General features: G+C 72.2%; 16 protein-coding genes. 5 read left to right on the top strand and 11 right to left on the bottom strand.

Going from position 1 to position 16,350, the window contains the following annotated elements; translation table 11 throughout:
* Positions 1–153: 153 nt before the first annotated feature.
* On the bottom strand, positions 154–1,500 hold the full coding sequence (locus JS521_RS09290) for a class II 3-deoxy-7-phosphoheptulonate synthase (protein WP_205082237.1): 1,347 nt from the start codon (positions 1,498–1,500) through the stop codon (positions 154–156).
* A 103-nt stretch (positions 1,501–1,603) separates the two neighbouring features.
* Between JS521_RS09290 and JS521_RS37485 the strand changes: the two genes are divergently transcribed.
* Together JS521_RS37485 and JS521_RS09280 are read left to right on the top strand one after the other, a co-directional pair.
* Positions 1,604–1,672 (top strand): trp operon leader peptide, encoded by a 69-nt coding sequence (locus JS521_RS37485; RefSeq protein WP_106429850.1) that lies wholly within the window; start codon positions 1,604–1,606, stop codon positions 1,670–1,672.
* Positions 1,673–1,795: 123 nt separating this feature from the next.
* Positions 1,796–3,697, top strand: a complete 1,902-nt coding sequence (locus tag JS521_RS09280; protein ID WP_205082236.1) for an anthranilate synthase family protein — start codon at positions 1,796–1,798, stop codon at positions 3,695–3,697.
* 3 nt (positions 3,698–3,700) lie between these two features.
* Here the strand turns inward: JS521_RS09280 and JS521_RS09275 are convergent, their stop codons facing one another.
* The 4 genes from JS521_RS09275 to JS521_RS09260 all read right to left on the bottom strand — a co-directional run bounded on the left by JS521_RS09275 (position 3,701) and on the right by JS521_RS09260 (position 7,536).
* Positions 3,701–4,696 (bottom strand): 2-hydroxyacid dehydrogenase, encoded by a 996-nt coding sequence (locus JS521_RS09275; protein ID WP_205082235.1) that lies wholly within the window; start codon positions 4,694–4,696, stop codon positions 3,701–3,703.
* 84 nt (positions 4,697–4,780) lie between these two features.
* Positions 4,781–5,485, bottom strand: a complete 705-nt coding sequence (locus JS521_RS09270) for a response regulator (protein WP_103509749.1) — start codon at positions 5,483–5,485, stop codon at positions 4,781–4,783.
* Entirely contained in the window at positions 5,482–6,735 is a 1,254-nt protein-coding gene (gene macS / locus JS521_RS09265; RefSeq protein ID WP_205082234.1) for a MacS family sensor histidine kinase, read from the bottom strand. Before macS ends, JS521_RS09270 begins: the two co-directional genes overlap by 4 nt.
* A gap of 30 nt (positions 6,736–6,765) precedes the next feature.
* Positions 6,766–7,536 carry a lysophospholipid acyltransferase family protein gene (locus JS521_RS09260; protein ID WP_205082233.1) on the bottom strand — a complete coding sequence of 257 codons (771 nt, stop codon included), beginning with the start codon at positions 7,534–7,536 and terminating at the stop codon, positions 6,766–6,768.
* Positions 7,537–7,779: 243 nt separating this feature from the next.
* On the opposite strand from JS521_RS09260, the gene JS521_RS09255 reads away from it, so the two are divergent.
* Positions 7,780–8,559 (top strand): alpha/beta hydrolase, encoded by a 780-nt coding sequence (locus tag JS521_RS09255; RefSeq protein ID WP_205082232.1) that lies wholly within the window; start codon positions 7,780–7,782, stop codon positions 8,557–8,559.
* Positions 8,552–9,253, top strand: coding sequence for a hypothetical protein (locus JS521_RS09250; protein ID WP_205082231.1), 702 nt, complete (start codon positions 8,552–8,554; stop codon positions 9,251–9,253). Before JS521_RS09255 ends, JS521_RS09250 begins: the two co-directional genes overlap by 8 nt.
* 1 nt (position 9,254) lies before the next feature.
* On the opposite strand, the gene JS521_RS09245 is transcribed toward JS521_RS09250, so the two are convergent.
* The 6 genes from JS521_RS09245 to JS521_RS09220 all read right to left on the bottom strand — a co-directional run bounded on the left by JS521_RS09245 (position 9,255) and on the right by JS521_RS09220 (position 14,151).
* Positions 9,255–9,950, bottom strand: coding sequence for an endonuclease/exonuclease/phosphatase family protein (locus tag JS521_RS09245; protein WP_372448567.1), 696 nt, complete (start codon positions 9,948–9,950; stop codon positions 9,255–9,257).
* Positions 9,951–10,025: 75 nt separating this feature from the next.
* Positions 10,026–10,967, bottom strand: coding sequence for an ROK family glucokinase (locus JS521_RS09240; RefSeq protein WP_205082230.1), 942 nt, complete (start codon positions 10,965–10,967; stop codon positions 10,026–10,028).
* Positions 10,968–11,042: 75 nt separating this feature from the next.
* Positions 11,043–11,510 (bottom strand): DUF5304 domain-containing protein, encoded by a 468-nt coding sequence (locus JS521_RS09235; protein ID WP_205082229.1) that lies wholly within the window; start codon positions 11,508–11,510, stop codon positions 11,043–11,045.
* Positions 11,511–11,592: 82 nt separating this feature from the next.
* Entirely contained in the window at positions 11,593–12,780 is a 1,188-nt protein-coding gene (locus JS521_RS09230) for an ArsA family ATPase (protein WP_205082228.1), read from the bottom strand.
* A gap of 5 nt (positions 12,781–12,785) precedes the next feature.
* A complete protein-coding gene (locus JS521_RS09225; RefSeq protein WP_205082227.1) occupies positions 12,786–13,235 on the bottom strand; it encodes an SRPBCC family protein in 450 nt (149 codons plus the stop codon).
* A 109-nt stretch (positions 13,236–13,344) separates the two neighbouring features.
* Entirely contained in the window at positions 13,345–14,151 is an 807-nt protein-coding gene (locus JS521_RS09220) for a metallophosphoesterase family protein (RefSeq protein ID WP_205082226.1), read from the bottom strand.
* Positions 14,152–14,429: 278 nt separating this feature from the next.
* Between JS521_RS09220 and JS521_RS09215 the strand changes: the two genes are divergently transcribed.
* Positions 14,430–16,226 (top strand): AMP-dependent synthetase/ligase, encoded by a 1,797-nt coding sequence (locus JS521_RS09215; protein ID WP_205082225.1) that lies wholly within the window; start codon positions 14,430–14,432, stop codon positions 16,224–16,226.
* The last annotated feature ends 124 nt before the right edge of the window (positions 16,227–16,350 follow it).

Below are 16,350 nucleotides of genomic sequence, written 5' to 3'. Positions count from 1 at the left end.
GGCGGGGTGGCGCCCCGCGGGTTTGCGGTGTGCATCCCAACCAAAACCCCCCCCCCCCCCCCCCCCCCTAATTCCCCGTCTTGCCTGGGGGGGCCCCGTACCACATGCCCCCCCCCCCCACAGGTACGTCGGCCGGGAATGCTCCTCTGCCGACTACTGGTCGCGGTACATCTCGGCGACGAGGAAGGCCAGGTCGAGGGACTGGCTGCGGTTCAGGCGGGGGTCGCAGGCCGTCTCGTACCGCTGGTGCAGGTCGTCGACGAAGATCTCGTGGCCGCCGCCGACGCACTCGGTGACGTCGTCGCCGGTCAGCTCCACGTGGATGCCGCCCGGGTGGGTGCCCAGGCCCTTGTGGACCTCGAAGAAGCCCTTGACCTCGTCCAGGACGTCGTCGAAGCGGCGCGTCTTGTGGCCGGAGGCGGCCTCGAAGGTGTTGCCGTGCATCGGGTCGGTCACCCAGGCGACGGTCGCGCCCGAGGCGGTGACCTTCTCGACCAGCTCGGGGAGCTTGTCGCGGACCTTGTCGGCGCCCATCCGGACGACGAAGGTCAGTCGGCCCGGCTCGCGCTCGGGGTCGAGGCGGTCGACGTAGCCGAGGGCCTCGTCGACGGTGGTCGTCGGGCCGAGCTTGATGCCGATCGGGTTGCGGATCTTCGAGGCGAACTCGATGTGCGCGCCGTCCATCTGGCGGGTGCGCTCACCAATCCAGACCATGTGGCCGGAGGTGTCGTACAGCTCGCCGGTGCGCGAGTCGGTGCGGGTCAGCGCCGTCTCGTAGTCCAGCAGCAGCGCCTCGTGCGAGGCGTAGAACTCGACGGCCTTGAACTCGGCCGGGTCGGTGCCGCACGCCTTCATGAAGTTGAGCGCGTTGTCGATCTCGCGGGCCAGGGCCTCGTAGCGCTGGCCTGCCGGGGACGACTTCACGAAGTCCTGGTTCCAGGCGTGCACCTGGCGCAGGTCCGCGTAACCACCGGTGGTGAAGGCGCGCACCAGGTTCAGCGTCGAGGAGGACGCGTGGTACATCTGCTTCAGCCGCGCGGGGTCCGGGATGCGGGCCTCCTCGGTGAAGGCGAAGCCGTTCACCGAGTCGCCGCGGTAGGTCGGCAGGGTCACGCCGTCGCGGGTCTCGGTCGACTTGGAGCGCGGCTTGCTGTACTGGCCGGCGATCCGGCCGACCTTGACGACCGGCACGGAGGCGGCGTAGGTCAGGACGGCGCTCATCTGGAGCAGCGTCTTCAGCTTGGCCCGGATGTGCTCGGCGGACACGGCGTCGAAGGCCTCGGCGCAGTCGCCGCCCTGCAGCAGGAACGCCTCGCCCTTGGCGACGGCTCCCATGCGGGCGCGCAGCTGGTCGCACTCGCCCGCGAAGACGAGCGGGGGATACGACGCGAGGTCCGCGAGTACATCGCGCAGGGCCTCGGAGTCGGGGTACTCGGGCTGCTGCGCCGCGGGAAGGTCTCGCCAGGTGTTGCCACCGGCGACGGAGGTATTGGCGTTCACGGTCACAAGCACAACATTACGGGGTCGTGGAGGGCGTCCATTCGAGCGCTCACTGGTTGAGACACCCGCTCCGGCGCCCCGGAACGTCCGCTAGGGTCGCATCATGTCGACGCAACAGATCCAGATCTCGATCCAGAACTGGTGGTGGACCGCTCATCCGGCGGCCCGCTGATTCATCGCGCTGACACTTCGCGAAGGCCGCCCGAGGGGCGGCCTTTTCTGCGTTTCCGGGCCGTTCCTCTCCCCCGTGCACTCCGTACGAGCCCTCGTACGGACCTCCGGAAGGAACCCGCCCATGTCCCGTACCGCCGCGTCCCGCACCGCCTCCGCCCTCGTCCGCCGGCTGCTCGCCGACGACGCCCCGCCGTTCGCCCTGCTGCGCCGCCGTACACCCGGCCGTGACCACGATCACGTCGAACTGCTGATCGGCGGGGTGCGGGAGGTGGACCGGCTGGCCGATCTCCCGGTGGGCGCGGCGGCCGCGCTGGCCCTGGTGCCGTTCCGGCAGATCGCCGAGCGGGGCTTCGACGTCCGCGACGACGGCACCCCGCTGAGCGTGCTGGTCGCCGACGAGTCGCATGAGCTGGAGCTCGCGGAGGTGCTGGCGGCGCTGCCCGCGCATGACGTGAGGGTCGAGGACCGCGGCTTCGACGTGCCGGACGAGGAGTACGCGGACATCGTGCGGCGGGTGATCCGGGACGAGATCGGGCAGGGCGAGGGCGCGAACTTCGTGATCCGGCGGACGTTCCGGGGCGAGATCCCCGGGTTCGGTCGGGCGGACGCGCTGGCGCTGTTCCGGCGGCTGCTGGCGGGCGAGCGGGGCGCGTACTGGACGTTCGTCGTCCACACCGGGGACAGGACGCTGGTCGGGGCCAGCCCCGAGGTGCATGTGCGGATGTCCGGCGGGACGGTCGTGATGAACCCGATCAGCGGGACGTACCGCTACCCGGTGGAGGGGCCCACCCCGGAGAGCCTGCTGGCGTTCCTCGGGGACCGCAAGGAGAGCGAGGAGCTGTCCATGGTGGTCGACGAGGAGCTGAAGATGATGTGCACGGTGGGCGACATGGGCGGGGTGGTGGTCGGCCCCCGGCTCAAGGAGATGGCCCACCTCGCGCACACCGAGTACGAACTGCGCGGGAAGTCCTCGCTGGACGTGCGGGACGTGCTGCGCGAGACGATGTTCGCGGCGACCGTGACCGGCTCCCCGGTGCAGAACGCCTGCCGGGTGATCGAGCGGTACGAGTCCGGGGGCCGCGGCTACTACGCGGGGGCGCTGGCCCTGCTGGGCCGGGACGCGAACGGGGCGCAGACGCTGGACTCGCCGATCCTGATCCGTACCGCCGACATCGCTCCCGACGGTTCGCTGAAGGTGCCGGTCGGGGCCACGCTCGTGCGCCACTCGGACCCGGAGAGCGAGGTGGCCGAGACGCACGCCAAGGCGGCCGGGGTGCTGGCCGCCCTCGGGGTGCGGCCGGGCCGCCCGGCGGCGGAGGCGGAGGGGCCGCGTCTGGCCTCCGACCCCCGGGTGCAGGCGGCGCTGGACGACCGGCGCGGCGGGCTCGCCCCGTTCTGGCTGCGGATGCAGGAGCGCGTCCGGGACCTGTCCGGGCACGCCCTGGTGGTCGATGGCGAGGACACGTTCACCGCGATGCTGGCCCATCTGCTGCGGGCGTCCGGGCTCGACGTCTCGGTGCGCCGGTACGACGAGCCGGGGCTGCGCGAGGTGGTCCGGGCGCACGAGGGGCCCGTGGTGCTGGGCCCCGGCCCGGGGAATCCGGGCGACCTCACCGACCCGAAGATGCGGCTGCTGCGGGAGATGGCGGCCGAGCTGGTGCGGGACCACCGGCACGGGCTGCTGGGGGTCTGCCTCGGGCATGAGCTGATCGCGGCGGAACTGGGCCTGGAGATCGTCCGCAAGGCGGTGCCGTACCAGGGGGCGCAGACCAGGATCGAGCTGTTCGGGCGGCCGGAGACGGTCGGCTTCTACAACAGCTTCACCGCCCGGTGCGACGGCCCGGCCGCCGTCGAGCTGGCCGCGCACGGGATCGAGGTGAGCCGTGACGAGGAGAGCGGGGAGCTGCACGCGCTGCGGGGGCCGGGGTTCGCCTCGGTGCAGTTCCACCCGGAGTCGGTGCTGACCGTGCGGGGTTCGGCGATCGTGACGGAGCTGCTGGCGGGGCTGCCCGTCGCGGGCTGAGCCTCAGGTCCTGGGGACGAGCACGTTCTCGCTGGGGCGGCGGGCCAGGTAGTCGGCGACGTTCTGGACGGTCGCGTCGACGATCTGGCCCACCGCGTCCTCGGTGTAGTACGCCTGGTGGGAGGTGACGACGACGTTGGGGAAGGTAACCAGCCGGGCGAGGGTGTCGTCGTCGATGCCCTCCAGGGACTTGTCCAGGAAGAACAGCCCGGCCTCCGCCTCGTACACGTCGAGTCCGACGCCGAGGAAGCGGCCCGCGCGCAGTTCGGTGACCAGGGCGGCGGTGTCGATGAGTCCGCCGCGGCTGGAGTTGACGAGGATCGCGTCGTCCTTCATCGCCTTGAGGGCGGCCTCGTCGATGATGTGCTGGGTGCTGGGCAGCAGCGGTACGTGCAGGCTGATCAGGTCGGCCTCGGCGAACAGCCGCTCCTTCTCCACGTACTCCATGCCCAGCTCGACGCAGGCCGGGTTCTGCGCCACGTCCCAGCCGAGCAGTTTCATGCCGAAGCCGTGGGCGATCCGGGTGAACGCCTCGCCGATCTTGCCGGTGCCGAGCACGCCGACGGTCCGGCCGCGCATGTCCCGGCCGAGCAGCCCGTCGAGGCGGAAGTCGAAGTCCCGGGTGCGGCTCGCGGCGCGGATGATGCGCCGGTTGACGGCCATGGCGAGGGTCCAGGCGAATTCGGCGACGGAGTACGGCGAGTAGTACGAGACCCGGGCGACGCGCAGGGCGAGGCGCTCGGCGACCTCCAGGTCGATGTTGTTGAAGCCGGTGGAGCGCTGGGCGATCATCTGCGTGCCGCCGGCGGCGAGCGTCTGGAGCACCGGGGCGCTCAGGTCGGCGTTGACACTGGTGGAGATGATCTCGTGGCCGCCCGCGATGGGGGCGGTGTCCCGGTTGAGGAAGACGTCCAGGCAGCGGACCTCGTGCAGTCCCGCGAAGGCCTTCTCGATCAGGGGCTTCTCGTCGGACTGCACACCGAAGGCCAGGATTTCCACGGGTACTCCCGAGCTGTGTCTGGGGGCGGGGCAGGGCAGGGCCGGTCAGCGCGAATATACGGCCACGGCCCCGCCCCCGCCGGATCAGACGTCGTCGAGGCCGCGCTCGATGGCGTACCGCACGAGCTCCACCCGGTTGTGCAGCTGGAGCTTGCCGAGGGTGTTCTGCACGTGGTTCTGGACCGTGCGGTGGGAGATCACCAGGCGTTCGGCGATCTGCTTGTACGAGAGTCCCTTGGCGACCAGTCGCAGCACCTCGGTCTCCCGGTCGGTGAGCTGCGGGGCCTTGGGCTCGTTCGACGCCACGGGGGCGGGGTCGGAGGCGAGCCGGCGGTACTCGCCGAGGACCAGGCCCGCCAGGCCCGGGGTGAAGACGGGGTCGCCGGCGGCGGTGGAGCGGACGGCGTCGGTCAGCTCCTGGGTGGAGGCGGACTTCAGCAGATAGCCGGTGGCCCCGGACTTCACCGCCTCCAGGACGTCGGCGTGCTCGCCGCTCGCGGAGAGGACCAGGACCCGCAGGCCGGGGTGGGAGCCGACGAGCTCCTTGCAGACCTGGACGCCGGGCATGCCGGGGAGGTTCAGGTCGAGGACGAGGACGTCCGGGTTCGCGGCCTTGGCCCGGCGGACCGCCTGCGGGCCGTCCCCGGCGGTCGCGACGACGTCGAAGCCGGACTCGGCCAGGTCGCGGGCGACCGCGTCGCGCCACATGGGGTGGTCGTCGACGACCATGACCCTGATGGGCCGGTCCGCGGCCCCCTGCTCGCCCTGTGGTGTGTTCTGCGTGCTCATCGGGCCGTTCCTGCCTTCCCCCGGGAAACCTTCGGTGCTTTGGGAACCTTCAACTCGACCTCGCAGCCCTGTCCGGGCACCGAGATCAGCTCTGCCGTGCCGCCCAGGTCGCGCAGCCGGCCGCGGATGGAGAGCGCCACCCCGAGCCGCCCCTCCCCCTCCGCCTGGGCGAGCCGCCCTTCGGGGATGCCGGGGCCGTCGTCCCGGACGGTGACGATCACCTCGTCCGGCTCGTCCTCGACCAGGATCCACGCCTGGGCGTCCGGGCCCGCGTGCACCCGGACGTTGTCCAGGGCGGCGCTGACGGCGGCGGCCAGCTCCCGGGCGGAGGGGGCGGGGAGCAGGACCGGGGCGCCCGGCTCGGCGAAGCTCGTACGGGATCCGGCGTGCGGGGCGAGCAGGGCGCGCAGGTCCACGGGGCCCCCGTCGCCGGGGCTGTCCTCCTCGTCGACCTCGACGGTGCGGACCACGGCGCCGTCGGCCGCGTCCTCGGAGACCCGGGTGGGCGGGACCAGGCCGCTGGAGACCAGGGTGCGCAGGGCGACCTCCTGCTCCCCGGCCATCCGGCCGAGGTCGGCCGCCTCGCCGCCGATCGCGGCACCCCTGCGCTGGACCATGGCGAGGACCTGGAGCACGCTGTCGTGGATGTCGCGGGCGAGCCGCTCGCGTTCGCGGGTGGCGGCCTCGATCTCCAGGGCGCGGGCCAGGGTGCGCTCACTGGCGCGGGCGACCTCGACGACGTACCCGATGGCGATGGAGGCCACCCAGACCAGCAGGACGTTGTGGTAGGTGTCCCGGCTGGGCTCGCCGCGCTGGATGATGTTGGCGGCGGCGACGAAGGTGGAGGCGAAGGCCGCCCACCGCCAGCCGCCCTTGATGGCGAAGGCGAGGACCGCGCCGGCCGTCCAGATCGAGGGCAGCGTCGGGCCGTCGAAGGACTGGGAGTCGACGTCGGCGAGCGGGGTGAGCAGGATGCCGGTCAGCGCGACGACCAGGTCCGCGACGAGGAAGCGCTTGGTGCAGTTCGCCGCCGAGCGGACCTTGGGGAGGGTCGCGAGCGTCCAGACGCAGAGGAAGGCCAGATACGCGACGGCCACCCAGGGGCGCTCGAACCTCTGCTGGCCGAAGTTGTCCTTCCCGAAGATCGCGAGCAGCACCGCGTAGATCATCGTCAGGACGCGGTAGCCCGTCAGCGCACGCCACAGCGGCAGCTCGACCGACATCCGTACGACCCGCTCACGCTTGGCCATGGCACACCCCCCGGACGGTGAACGACGCGGTTACGCGCCGGACCGTTCCGTTCCGTTCTCGTTGCTCGCGGCGGCCTGCTTCCGCTCGCGCTTGGCCTCCTCGGCCTTGGCCTTCGCCTCGTCGGCGAGCTGGCGCTTGGCGGCGGTGGCGTAGACGTCGACGTACTCCTGGCCGGAGAGCTTCATGATCTCGTACATGACCTCGTCGGTCACCGAGCGCAGGATGAAGCGGTCGCCGTCCATGCCCTGGTAGCGGCTGAAGTCCAGCGGCTTGCCGATCCTGATGCCGGGGCGCATCAGCTTGGGCCTCACCTGGCCGGGCGGCTGGATCTTCTCGGTGTCGATCATGGCGACCGGGATGACGGGCGCTCCGGTGGCGAGCGCGACCCGGGCGAGCCCGCCGGGCTTGCCCCGGTAGAGGCGGCCGTCGGGCGAGCGGGTGCCTTCGGGGTAGATGCCGAAGAGGTTGCCGCTCTCGACGACCTGGATGCCCGCCTTGATCGCCGCCTCGCCCGCGCCGCGGGCTCCGGAGCGGTCGACGGGGAGCTGGCCGACGCCCTTGAAGAAGGCGGCGGTGAGCTTGCCCTTCACCCCGGGCGAGGTGAAGTACTCGGCCTTGGCGATGAACGTGACCTTGCGGTCCAGCACCGCCGGGAGGAAGAACGAGTCGGAGAACGACAGGTGGTTGCTCGCGAGGATCGCCGGACCGCGCTCGGGGATGTTCTCCAGGCCCTCCACCCACGGCCGGAAGGCGAGCTTCAGAGACCCGCCGATGGAGAACTTCATTGCGCCGTAGATCAACTCTGGTGCCTCCTGTGTGCTGTCGGTAGACCTTAGCCTGTGAGGTCGTCACGGCAGCCTGTGAGGTCGTCGCGGCCGCCGCCCGGCCGGGGACGACGCTCTTCCCGGCCGGGCCGTGCGGGGCGTTCGCGGGGGCGTGAAGGACCTGGTCGGTGTCGGTCCGGTCGCGTACGGTGAAGTCATCCGTCAAGCACTCCCCCAGGTGCGCCCTCCCCCGCCCCGTCCCACGAACAGGAGACCCTGGTGCCGGTCCTCCCTGGAGCCGAGCCGTTCCGCCACGAGGGCGGAGAGGTCGGCGTCCTCCTCTGTCATGGCTTCACCGGATCCCCGCAGTCGCTGCGCCCCTGGGCGGACCACCTCGCCGAGCGGGGGCTGACGGTCTCGCTGCCGCTGCTGCCGGGCCACGGCACCCGCTGGGAGGACATGGCGGTCACCGGCTGGCAGGACTGGTACGCGGAGGTGGACCGGGAGCTGCGCTTGCTGCGGGAGAAGTGCGCGCAGGTCTTCGTCTTCGGGCTGTCCATGGGCGGCGCGCTGTCCCTGCGGCTCGCGGCCAAGCACGGGGACGCGATCAGCGGTCTGGTGCTGGTCAACCCGGCCAACAAGGTGCACGGCCTCTCGGCGTACGCGCTGCCCCTCGCCCGTCACCTGGTGCGGACGACGAAGGGCCTGGCCGACGACATCGCGCTGCCGGGCTCGCACGAGGTGGGCTACGACAAGGTGCCGCTGCACGCCGCGCACTCGGTGCGGAAGTTCTTCCGGCTGGTCGACGGGGACCTGCCCCAGGTGACCCAGCCGGTGGTGCTGCTGCACAGCCCGCAGGACCATGTCGTGCCGCCCGCGGACAGCGCGCGGATCCTGAGCCGGATCTCCTCCACGGATGTTTCGGAGATCCTCCTGGAACAGAGCTACCACGTGGCGACGTTGGACCATGATGCGGAGCGGATCTTCGATGAGAGCTACCGGTTCATCGGCCGTCTCGCACCGAGCGTCGGGATGAAGGGGAGCACGTCCGGTGGCTGAGCACGACGCGGAACGCACAGGAAGCGACGAGGAGCGCGAACCGCGCCCCACGGAGCCCGCGGCCGTCCCGGAGGGGACGAAGCCGGCGGGGGCCGAGGGAGCGGAGCAGGAGCAGGAGCGGGCGATCGACGAGGACGCGGCGTGGGCCGCGATCGTCGCGGGGTACGGGGAGGAGCCGCCGGATCCGCCGGGCGCCAAGCCGTTCAAGGCTGTCGAGGACCTGGCCCTGCTGGAGGACGACCAGCGCAACGTGGTGGGGCCGAAGGACGGCTCGGCCGGGGATCCGGCCGACAAGGGGTCCGACAAGACGCCCCCGAAGCCGCCGGAGAAGAAGGCGCTGGGCAGCTCGGTGGTCTTCGCGCCCGGTGTCGCCGGCCCGCGCGACTACGAGCTGCCCGAGTCCAAGGACGACGGCATCGACGAGCCGGACGACGGGGACGAGGGCCACTTCGTGCCCCCGGAGCCGCCGCCGCTGCCGGAGGCCGACGTCACGGCGAAGTTCGCCTGGCTCGCGGTGATCGGCGGGCCGGTGCTGATGCTGATCGCGGTGCTGTTCCAGTGGGAGATGACGTGGTGGCTCACGACGCTCTGCATCGGCGGCTTCCTGGGCGGCTTCGCCACCCTGGTGGCCCGGATGCCGCACGACGACGATGACGACACCTACGGCGACCCGGGGCGCGGCGCGGTCGTGTAGGTCACTTCGCAGCAGGCACCCTGAGGGCGGCCAGGACCGGCAGATGGTCCGTGGCCGCCCTCAGGTCGTCCTCGCGCACGCCGTCCAGTCCGCTGGGCACCCCGCAGCCGAGCACCTCGATGCCCGGGGTCGCGAAGACGGCGTCGATGCGCTTACGGGGCTCCTCGGGCGGGAACGTCAGCTCGCCGCCCCACGGGGCGACGGCCCGGCAGTCCTGAAGCTTCCCGGCCAGGCGCCGGAACGCCTTCCCGGTCGGTACGTCGTTGAGGTCGCCGCCCGCCACGGCGTGCTCCACGCCCATCGCGGCCAACTGCTCCAGGAGCAGGTCCGCCTGGGCGAGGCGTTCGTCGCGCTGGAGGCTCAGATGGCAGCTCAGCACCCCGAGCCGGGCCCCGGCGATCCGCACGACGGCGGTGGCGAAGCCCCGGCGGTGCAGGCCGGGGGTGAGGGGCAGCAGGACGTCCTCGGTGCGCTCGACGCTCGCCCGCAGCGAGCACAGCAGCAGGGGCCCGGCGGCGGTGGCCCCGCCGCTCAGCACCATCAGCTCGCTGCTCCTGGCGAGCCGGGCCGCCGCCTTGCGCCAGCGGAAGAAGCGCGGGGCCTCCTGGACGAGGACCAGATCGGGCGCGCAGGCGCGGATGACCCGGGCCAGGGCGGCGGTGTCGTCGTGCATCGAGCGGACGTTGTAGCTCAGCACCCGGATCACGGCTGAACCGTCCGGCTCGGTACGGGAGTCGGGCAGGGGCGTCCGATGCGCCGTACGAAAGGCCGCTCAGCCCTGGCGGGCCAGGTCGGCCGCGCCCACGAGCCCTGCCTTGCCGCCGAGTTGGGCGGCCAGCACCTGGGCGTGCGGGCGCCACTCGCCCCCGATCAGCCAGCGCCGGAACGACTTGCGGATCGGGTCGAGGACCAGCTCGCCCTCGTCCGAGACGCCGCCGCCGACGATGAACGCGGACGGGTCGAACAGCGAGGCGAGGTCGGCCAGTCCGGCGCCGGCCCAGCGGGCCAGCTCGCGGAACGAGTCGATGGCCACCGCGTCGCCCTGGCGGGCGGCCGCGCTGATGTGCTTGCCCTCGATGCCGTCCACCGAGCCGTCGCCGAGGCCGAGCAGCACGGCGGCGTTCTCGGGGGTGGCGTTGGCGCGCTGCTTCGCGTACCGGACGAGCGCGCGGCCGGAGGCGTACTGCTCCCAGCAGCCCTGGCTGCCGCAGCCGCACAGCAGACCGTCCGGGACGACCCGGATGTGGCCGAACTCGGCGGCCACGCCGAAGCGTCCGCGGCGCAGCTTGTTGCCGATGATGATGCCGCCGCCGAGGCCGGTGCCGAGCGTGATGCAGATGACGTCGTCGTGGCCCTGGCCGGCCCCGAAGCGGTATTCGCCCCAGGCCGCGGCGTTGGCGTCGTTCTCGACGACGACGGGCAGGCCGACGCGCTGCTCGACCTTGTCCTTGAGCGGCTCGTGACGCCAGTTGATGTTCGGTGCGAACAGGACGGTGGCGCGCTTGTCGTCGACGTAGCCGGCGGCGCCGATGCCGACGGCCTCCACGTCGTGGCCCTCGCTCGCCCCGGCGACCGCCGCGCAGATCGCGTCGACGATGCCTTCGGCCGTCGGCGGGGTCGCCACCTTGAACGTCGAGAGGATCCGGCCCTCTTCGTCGACCACTCCAGCCGCGATCTTCGTGCCGCCGATATCGACGCCGATGGTGAGTCCCATGAATCCCTCAGTTTCGGTCGAGCCCCGCTAGGGGCAACCGTACCCGAGGCCGCGCCCGGTACCGGCCGGAGCCGGTCAGTCCAGGTCGATGCGTTCGGTGCCGGAGGGGCCTTCGTCCCGGGGGTCGGACGGGTCGTCGGCGGCCTTCTTCGAGGGGCCCGCGGCGCCCGATGCGCCCTCGGTGGTGCGGGTCCAGCGGCTCTCCTGGCCCTCGACCGCGGAGCGGTAGGCGGCGAGCAGTTCGTTGCCCGCGGCGGCGAGGTGGTCGAAGAGCTGCGGGTTGCGTTCGATGACCGGCTCGACAGCGGACTTCGCCTGCCGGATGGCCTGCTGGACCGCGGGGGCGGCGACGCCGAACAGCGGGGTCTGGAGGGAGGAGACCTTGTCGGCGACGGCGTCGACCAGCTTGCGCAGTTCCTCGGCGGCGGAGCCGGGCGGCGGGCCGTACTCCGCGCGGCGGCGGGCCTTCTCGGCCGCGAGGTCCTCGGCGCAGGCGTCGGCCCACGCGTCGCCGTCGACGGGACGATCGGTGGCTTCACTCATGGCGGACTCCTGCGACGCGGGCGGCCGACGGTCGGCCTGCGGTTCACGTACTACCGACGTTACCCGAATGGCCGCACGCCGTTCAGGAGGTGCGCGGCCACAGGGCCGGGTCCGGCGTGAACCGCACCCGCAGCACCCCGTCGGCCAGGGCCGCGCCGGAGACGGTGCAGCGGCGCAGCGCGGAGGCGATCCGCACGATCCGGTGGAAGGGGCCCACGGTCAGGAGCAGTTCGTCGCCCCGGCGGACCAGGCGCAGGTCCTCCTTGGCGGCCCCGGGCAGCGGCAGGCACCAGGTGAGGACCACCGGCGCTTCCTCGGCGCCGGGCTCCTCCTCGGTCCACCAGGGGTCGCCGGCCCGGCCGGGCGTCCGGTCGTCGGGGGCGGGGATCCCCAGCGCGGCCAGGTCCTCCGGGCCCTCGGGGTCGCGGCCCAGGTGGGCGGCCTCGTGCACGGGGAGGCCCGGGGCGGCGTCCTGGTGCCAGTGGTCCAGGCACTTCTCCTGCTGGGCGGCGAGCGCGGCGAACCAGGGGTCCGGGGAGTGCCGGGGCAGTACGCGGGAGGCGACGAGCAGGTCGGCGCTCAGCCCGTACAGGGCGAGGCCGGTCCGGGCGGTGCGCAGGGCGTCCTCGGCGGCGGGGCCCGGCTCCGCGACCAGCCGGAGCGTGGTGGCCCCGTCCTCGATCAGGGCCTGGACGGCGGCCAGCTCCTCGTCCTTGCGGGCGGCGGCCTCGTAAAGCCACTGCGCGGGCATCGGCACCCCGGCGAGCTGGGCGAGGACGGGGCGCAGGGCGCGGGCGGCCTGGCGTTCGGCGGGGAGCAGGCGGCGCAGGTAGCGGCGGAGCTGTTCCGGGAGGGCGAGCAGGGCGAGGGCCTCGGTGAGCGGCGGGAGGTCGACGACGAGGGTGTCGTAGCCGGACCAGTCGCCCTCGGCGGCGCGGCGCAGGGTGTGGAGCAGGGCGAGCTGCGGGGAGCCGGGGAGTTCGGTCAGCTCCTCGCCAGCCAGCCGGCCCGCGCCGAGCAGGTCGAGGAGGCCGGAGGCGCGGTTCTGGAGTTCGGTGAGTTCGGCGCGGAAGTGCTCGCCGGAGTCGATGCGCGCGTGGTCGAGGCGGTCGGTGACCCGGCTGGGTTCCGTGGCGGCGGGGAAGCCGGGTATGGCTTCGGCGGAGATCAGCAGCGTGCGGCTGCCGTGTGCGGCGGCGGCCAGTGCGGTCCCCCCCGCGACGGTGGTACGTCCCGCGCCGCCGGGGCCGGTGACCAGGACCGTACGCACGTCTCTCAGGCCCCCGGGGCGGACTCGACGCGCTTCTTCAGGCCGGCCAGCGCGCGGTCGATGATGACCTTCTCGGCCTTGCGCTTGATCATGCCGAGCAGCGGGATCTTGACGTCGACGGCGAGCCGGTAGGTGACCTCGGTGCGCTCGCCGCCGCCGATCGGGGCCAGCGCGTAGGTGCCGTCCAGGGAGCGCAGCATCTGGGACTTGACCAGGCTCCAGCTGACCTCGTTCTCGCCGGTCCAGGTGTAGGCGAGGACGTGGTCGTCCTTGATCGCTCCGGCGTCCAGGACGAGGCGGACCTGCTCGGCGCGGCCCTGGTCGTCGGTGGAGAGGACCTCGGCCTCCTTCACCTCGCCGGTCCACTCGGGGTAGCGGGCGAAGTCGGCGATCACGCCCATGACGTCGGCCGGCGCCGCCTCGATCGTGATGCTCGAGCTGGTGTGTTCAGCCATCGCCGTGGCCCTCCAGTGCGGTGATACCGGTCGCTGTCGGCAGGAGCCTGCCGCTGTGCAGGCTATCGCGTGCCCGGGGCGCTCCGGTCCACGGCCCGGCCGCCCGCGCTCACCAGCTCAGCGCCCAGGGGGTTCCGGTCGAGGCGAAGTGGCCGACGTTGACGCACTCGGTGGTACCGATGCGCATCCGGCGGACCAACGGCTGGTGAACATGGCCGAAAAGCGCGTACCGGGGGCGGGTGGTGCGGATCGCCTCCAGCAGGGCGGTGCTGCCGCGTTCGAAGCGGCGGGCGACGGTGTCGTACGTCAGCTCGGGGACCTCGGGCGGGATGTGCGAGCAGAGGACGTCGACCTCGCCGAGCGCCTCGACCTTGGCGGCGTACTCCTCGTCGCTGATCTCGTACGGGGTGTTCATCGGGGTCTTGAGGCCGCCGCCGACGAAGCCGAAGACCCGGCCGCCGATCTCGACGCGTTCGCCGTCGAGCACGGTGGTGCCGGGGCGGGCGTACTCGGGCCAGAGGTCGGGGACGTCGACGTTGCCGTAGGTGGCGTACGTCGGAGTGGGGAAGGCGGCGAAGAGTTCGGCGTACTGCTTGCGTACGGCTCCGAGGATCTCGGTGTTGCGGTTGCGGCCGGCCCAGAGCTCGCGGCCGAAGGCGCGGGCCTCGTCGTAGCGGCGGGCGGTGCGCAGGGCGACGATGCGGTCGGCGTTCTCCTTGCCGAACAGGTCGGGGAAGATGCCGCGCGAGTGGTCGGCGTAGTCGAGGAAGAGCACCAGGTCACCGAGGCAGACCAGGGCGTCGGCGCCGTCCCCGGCGCGGGCCAGGGCCTCGGTGTTGCCGTGCACGTCGCTGACCACGTGGATCCGGGTCGACCTGGGGGCCGAGGTCCGGCTGTCCGGTTCGCTGCCTCGCATGCGATCACCCTAGAGTGCGGCTTCCGCCCCTGGTAGACCGTCCGGACCTGCGGTTACTTCCACGTCGGGACGCCGGTGGACTACTGTGCGCGAAAGGGCCATTTATATGTGTGATGCATAAGACATCTGGCCGGAACCCCCTATCCGGAACCGAGTACCGGTGGGTAACGTCCGGGCAGTCCAGTCGTGCTCACCCCACTGAGCACCCGCCAATCTTGGACCGCAGCCGGTGCGTCACACAGAGCCGTGGCACCGGAGCCCGATGAGGAGCAGCAGTCTTGCGCGAGTTCAGCCTTCCGGCCCTGTACGAGGTCCCGACGGACGGCAATCTGACGGATCTCATCCGCCGCAACGCCGCTCAGCATCCCGAAGTCGCGGTGATGAGCCGCAAGGTGGCCGGCGTCTGGACGGACGTCAGCGCCACCCAGTTCCTGGCCGAGGTGAGAGCCGCCGCCAAAGGGCTGATCGCCTCAGGTGTGCAGCCCGGTGACCGGGTCGCCCTGATGTCGCGCACCCGTTTCGAGTGGGTGCTGCTGGACTTCGCGATCTGGAGCGCGGGCGCGGTGACCGTGCCGGTGTACGAGACCAGCTCCGCCGAGCAGGTGCAGTGGATCCTGGGCGACTCCGGGGCGGTGGCGGTGCTCGTGGAGAGCGACGCGCACGCCGCGTCCGTGGCCTCCGTACGGGACGCCCTGCCGGAGCTGGCGCACGTCTGGCAAATCGACGCGGGCGCGGTCGAGGCGCTGGGCAGGGCGGGGGCCGAGGTCTCGGACGAGACCGTGGACCTGCGCACCCGCAGCGCCAAGGCGGACGACCCGGCGACGATCGTCTACACCTCGGGCACCACGGGCCGCCCCAAGGGCTGTGTGCTCACCCACCGCAGCTTCTTCGCGGAGTGCGGCAACGTGGTGGAGCGGCTGAAGCCGCTGTTCCGTACGGGCGAGTGCTCGGTGCTGCTGTTCCTGCCCGCCGCGCACGTCTTCGGCCGGCTGGTCGAGGTGGCCTCGGTGATGGCCCCGATCAAGCTCGGCTGCGTCCCGGACATCAAGAACCTCACCGACGAGCTGGCCTCGTTCCGGCCGACGCTGATCCTGGGCGTGCCCCGGGTCTTCGAGAAGGTCTACAACGCGGCTCGCGCCAAGGCGCAGGCGGACGGCAAGGGCAAGATCTTCGACCGGGCCGCCGACACGGCGATCGCCTACAGCCGTGCGCTGTCCACCCCGCAGGGCCCGGCCCTGGGGCTGAAGCTCAAGCACAAGCTGTTCGACAAGCTGGTCTTCGGCAAGCTCCGCGCCGTCCTCGGCGGCCGCGGCGAGTACGCGATCTCCGGCGGCGCCCCGCTGGGCGAGCGGCTCGGCCACTTCTACCGGGGCATCGGCTTCACGGTCCTGGAGGGCTACGGCCTGACCGAGACCTGTGCGGCGACCGCGTTCAACCCGTGGGACCGGCCGAAGATCGGCACGGTCGGCCAGCCGCTGCCCGGCTCCGTGGTGCGGATCGCGGACGACGGCGAGGTGCTGCTGCACGGCGAGCACCTGTTCACCGGGTACTGGAAGAACGAGTCGGCCTCGGCCGAGGCGCTGGCCGACGGCTGGTTCCACACCGGGGACATCGGCACGCTCGACGAGGACGGCTACCTCGCGATCACCGGCCGCAAGAAGGAGATCATCGTGACGGCGGGCGGCAAGAACGTCGCCCCGGCCGTCATCGAGGACCGCATCCGCGCGCACGCCCTGGTCGCCGAGTGCATGGTGGTCGGCGACGGCCGCCCGTTCGTCGGCGCGCTGGTCACTCTGGACGAGGAGTTCCTGGGCCGCTGGGCCGAGGAGCACGGCAAGCCGGTCGGCTCGACGGCCCTGTCGCTGCGCGAGGACGCGGAGCTGCTGGCCGAGGTGCAGCGGGCGGTGGACGACGGCAACGCGGCGGTCTCCAAGGCGGAGTCGGTGCGCAAGTTCCGTATTCTTCCCGCCCAGTTCACCGAGGAAGCGGGCCACATCACGCCGTCGCTGAAGCTGAAGCGGAACGTGGTGGCGAAGGACTTCGCGGACGAGGTGGAGTCGATCTACCGCGCCTGAGAGTGACGAGGGAGGGGCCGGGGGGGGGGGGGGAGACAGCCGCCCCCCCCCCCGGGGAGAGGGGGCGGCACCCGGGGTGTTGGGGTGCGCCGCCCCGCGCCCCCCCCCCCCCCACCCGCCCCCC

The organism is Streptomyces durocortorensis (genome assembly GCF_016901035.1).
Lineage (GTDB): Bacteria > Actinomycetota > Actinomycetes > Streptomycetales > Streptomycetaceae > Streptomyces > Streptomyces durocortorensis.
The sequence above is the reverse complement of the archived record's forward strand: the minus strand, read 5'-3'. Positions and strand labels throughout refer to the sequence as shown.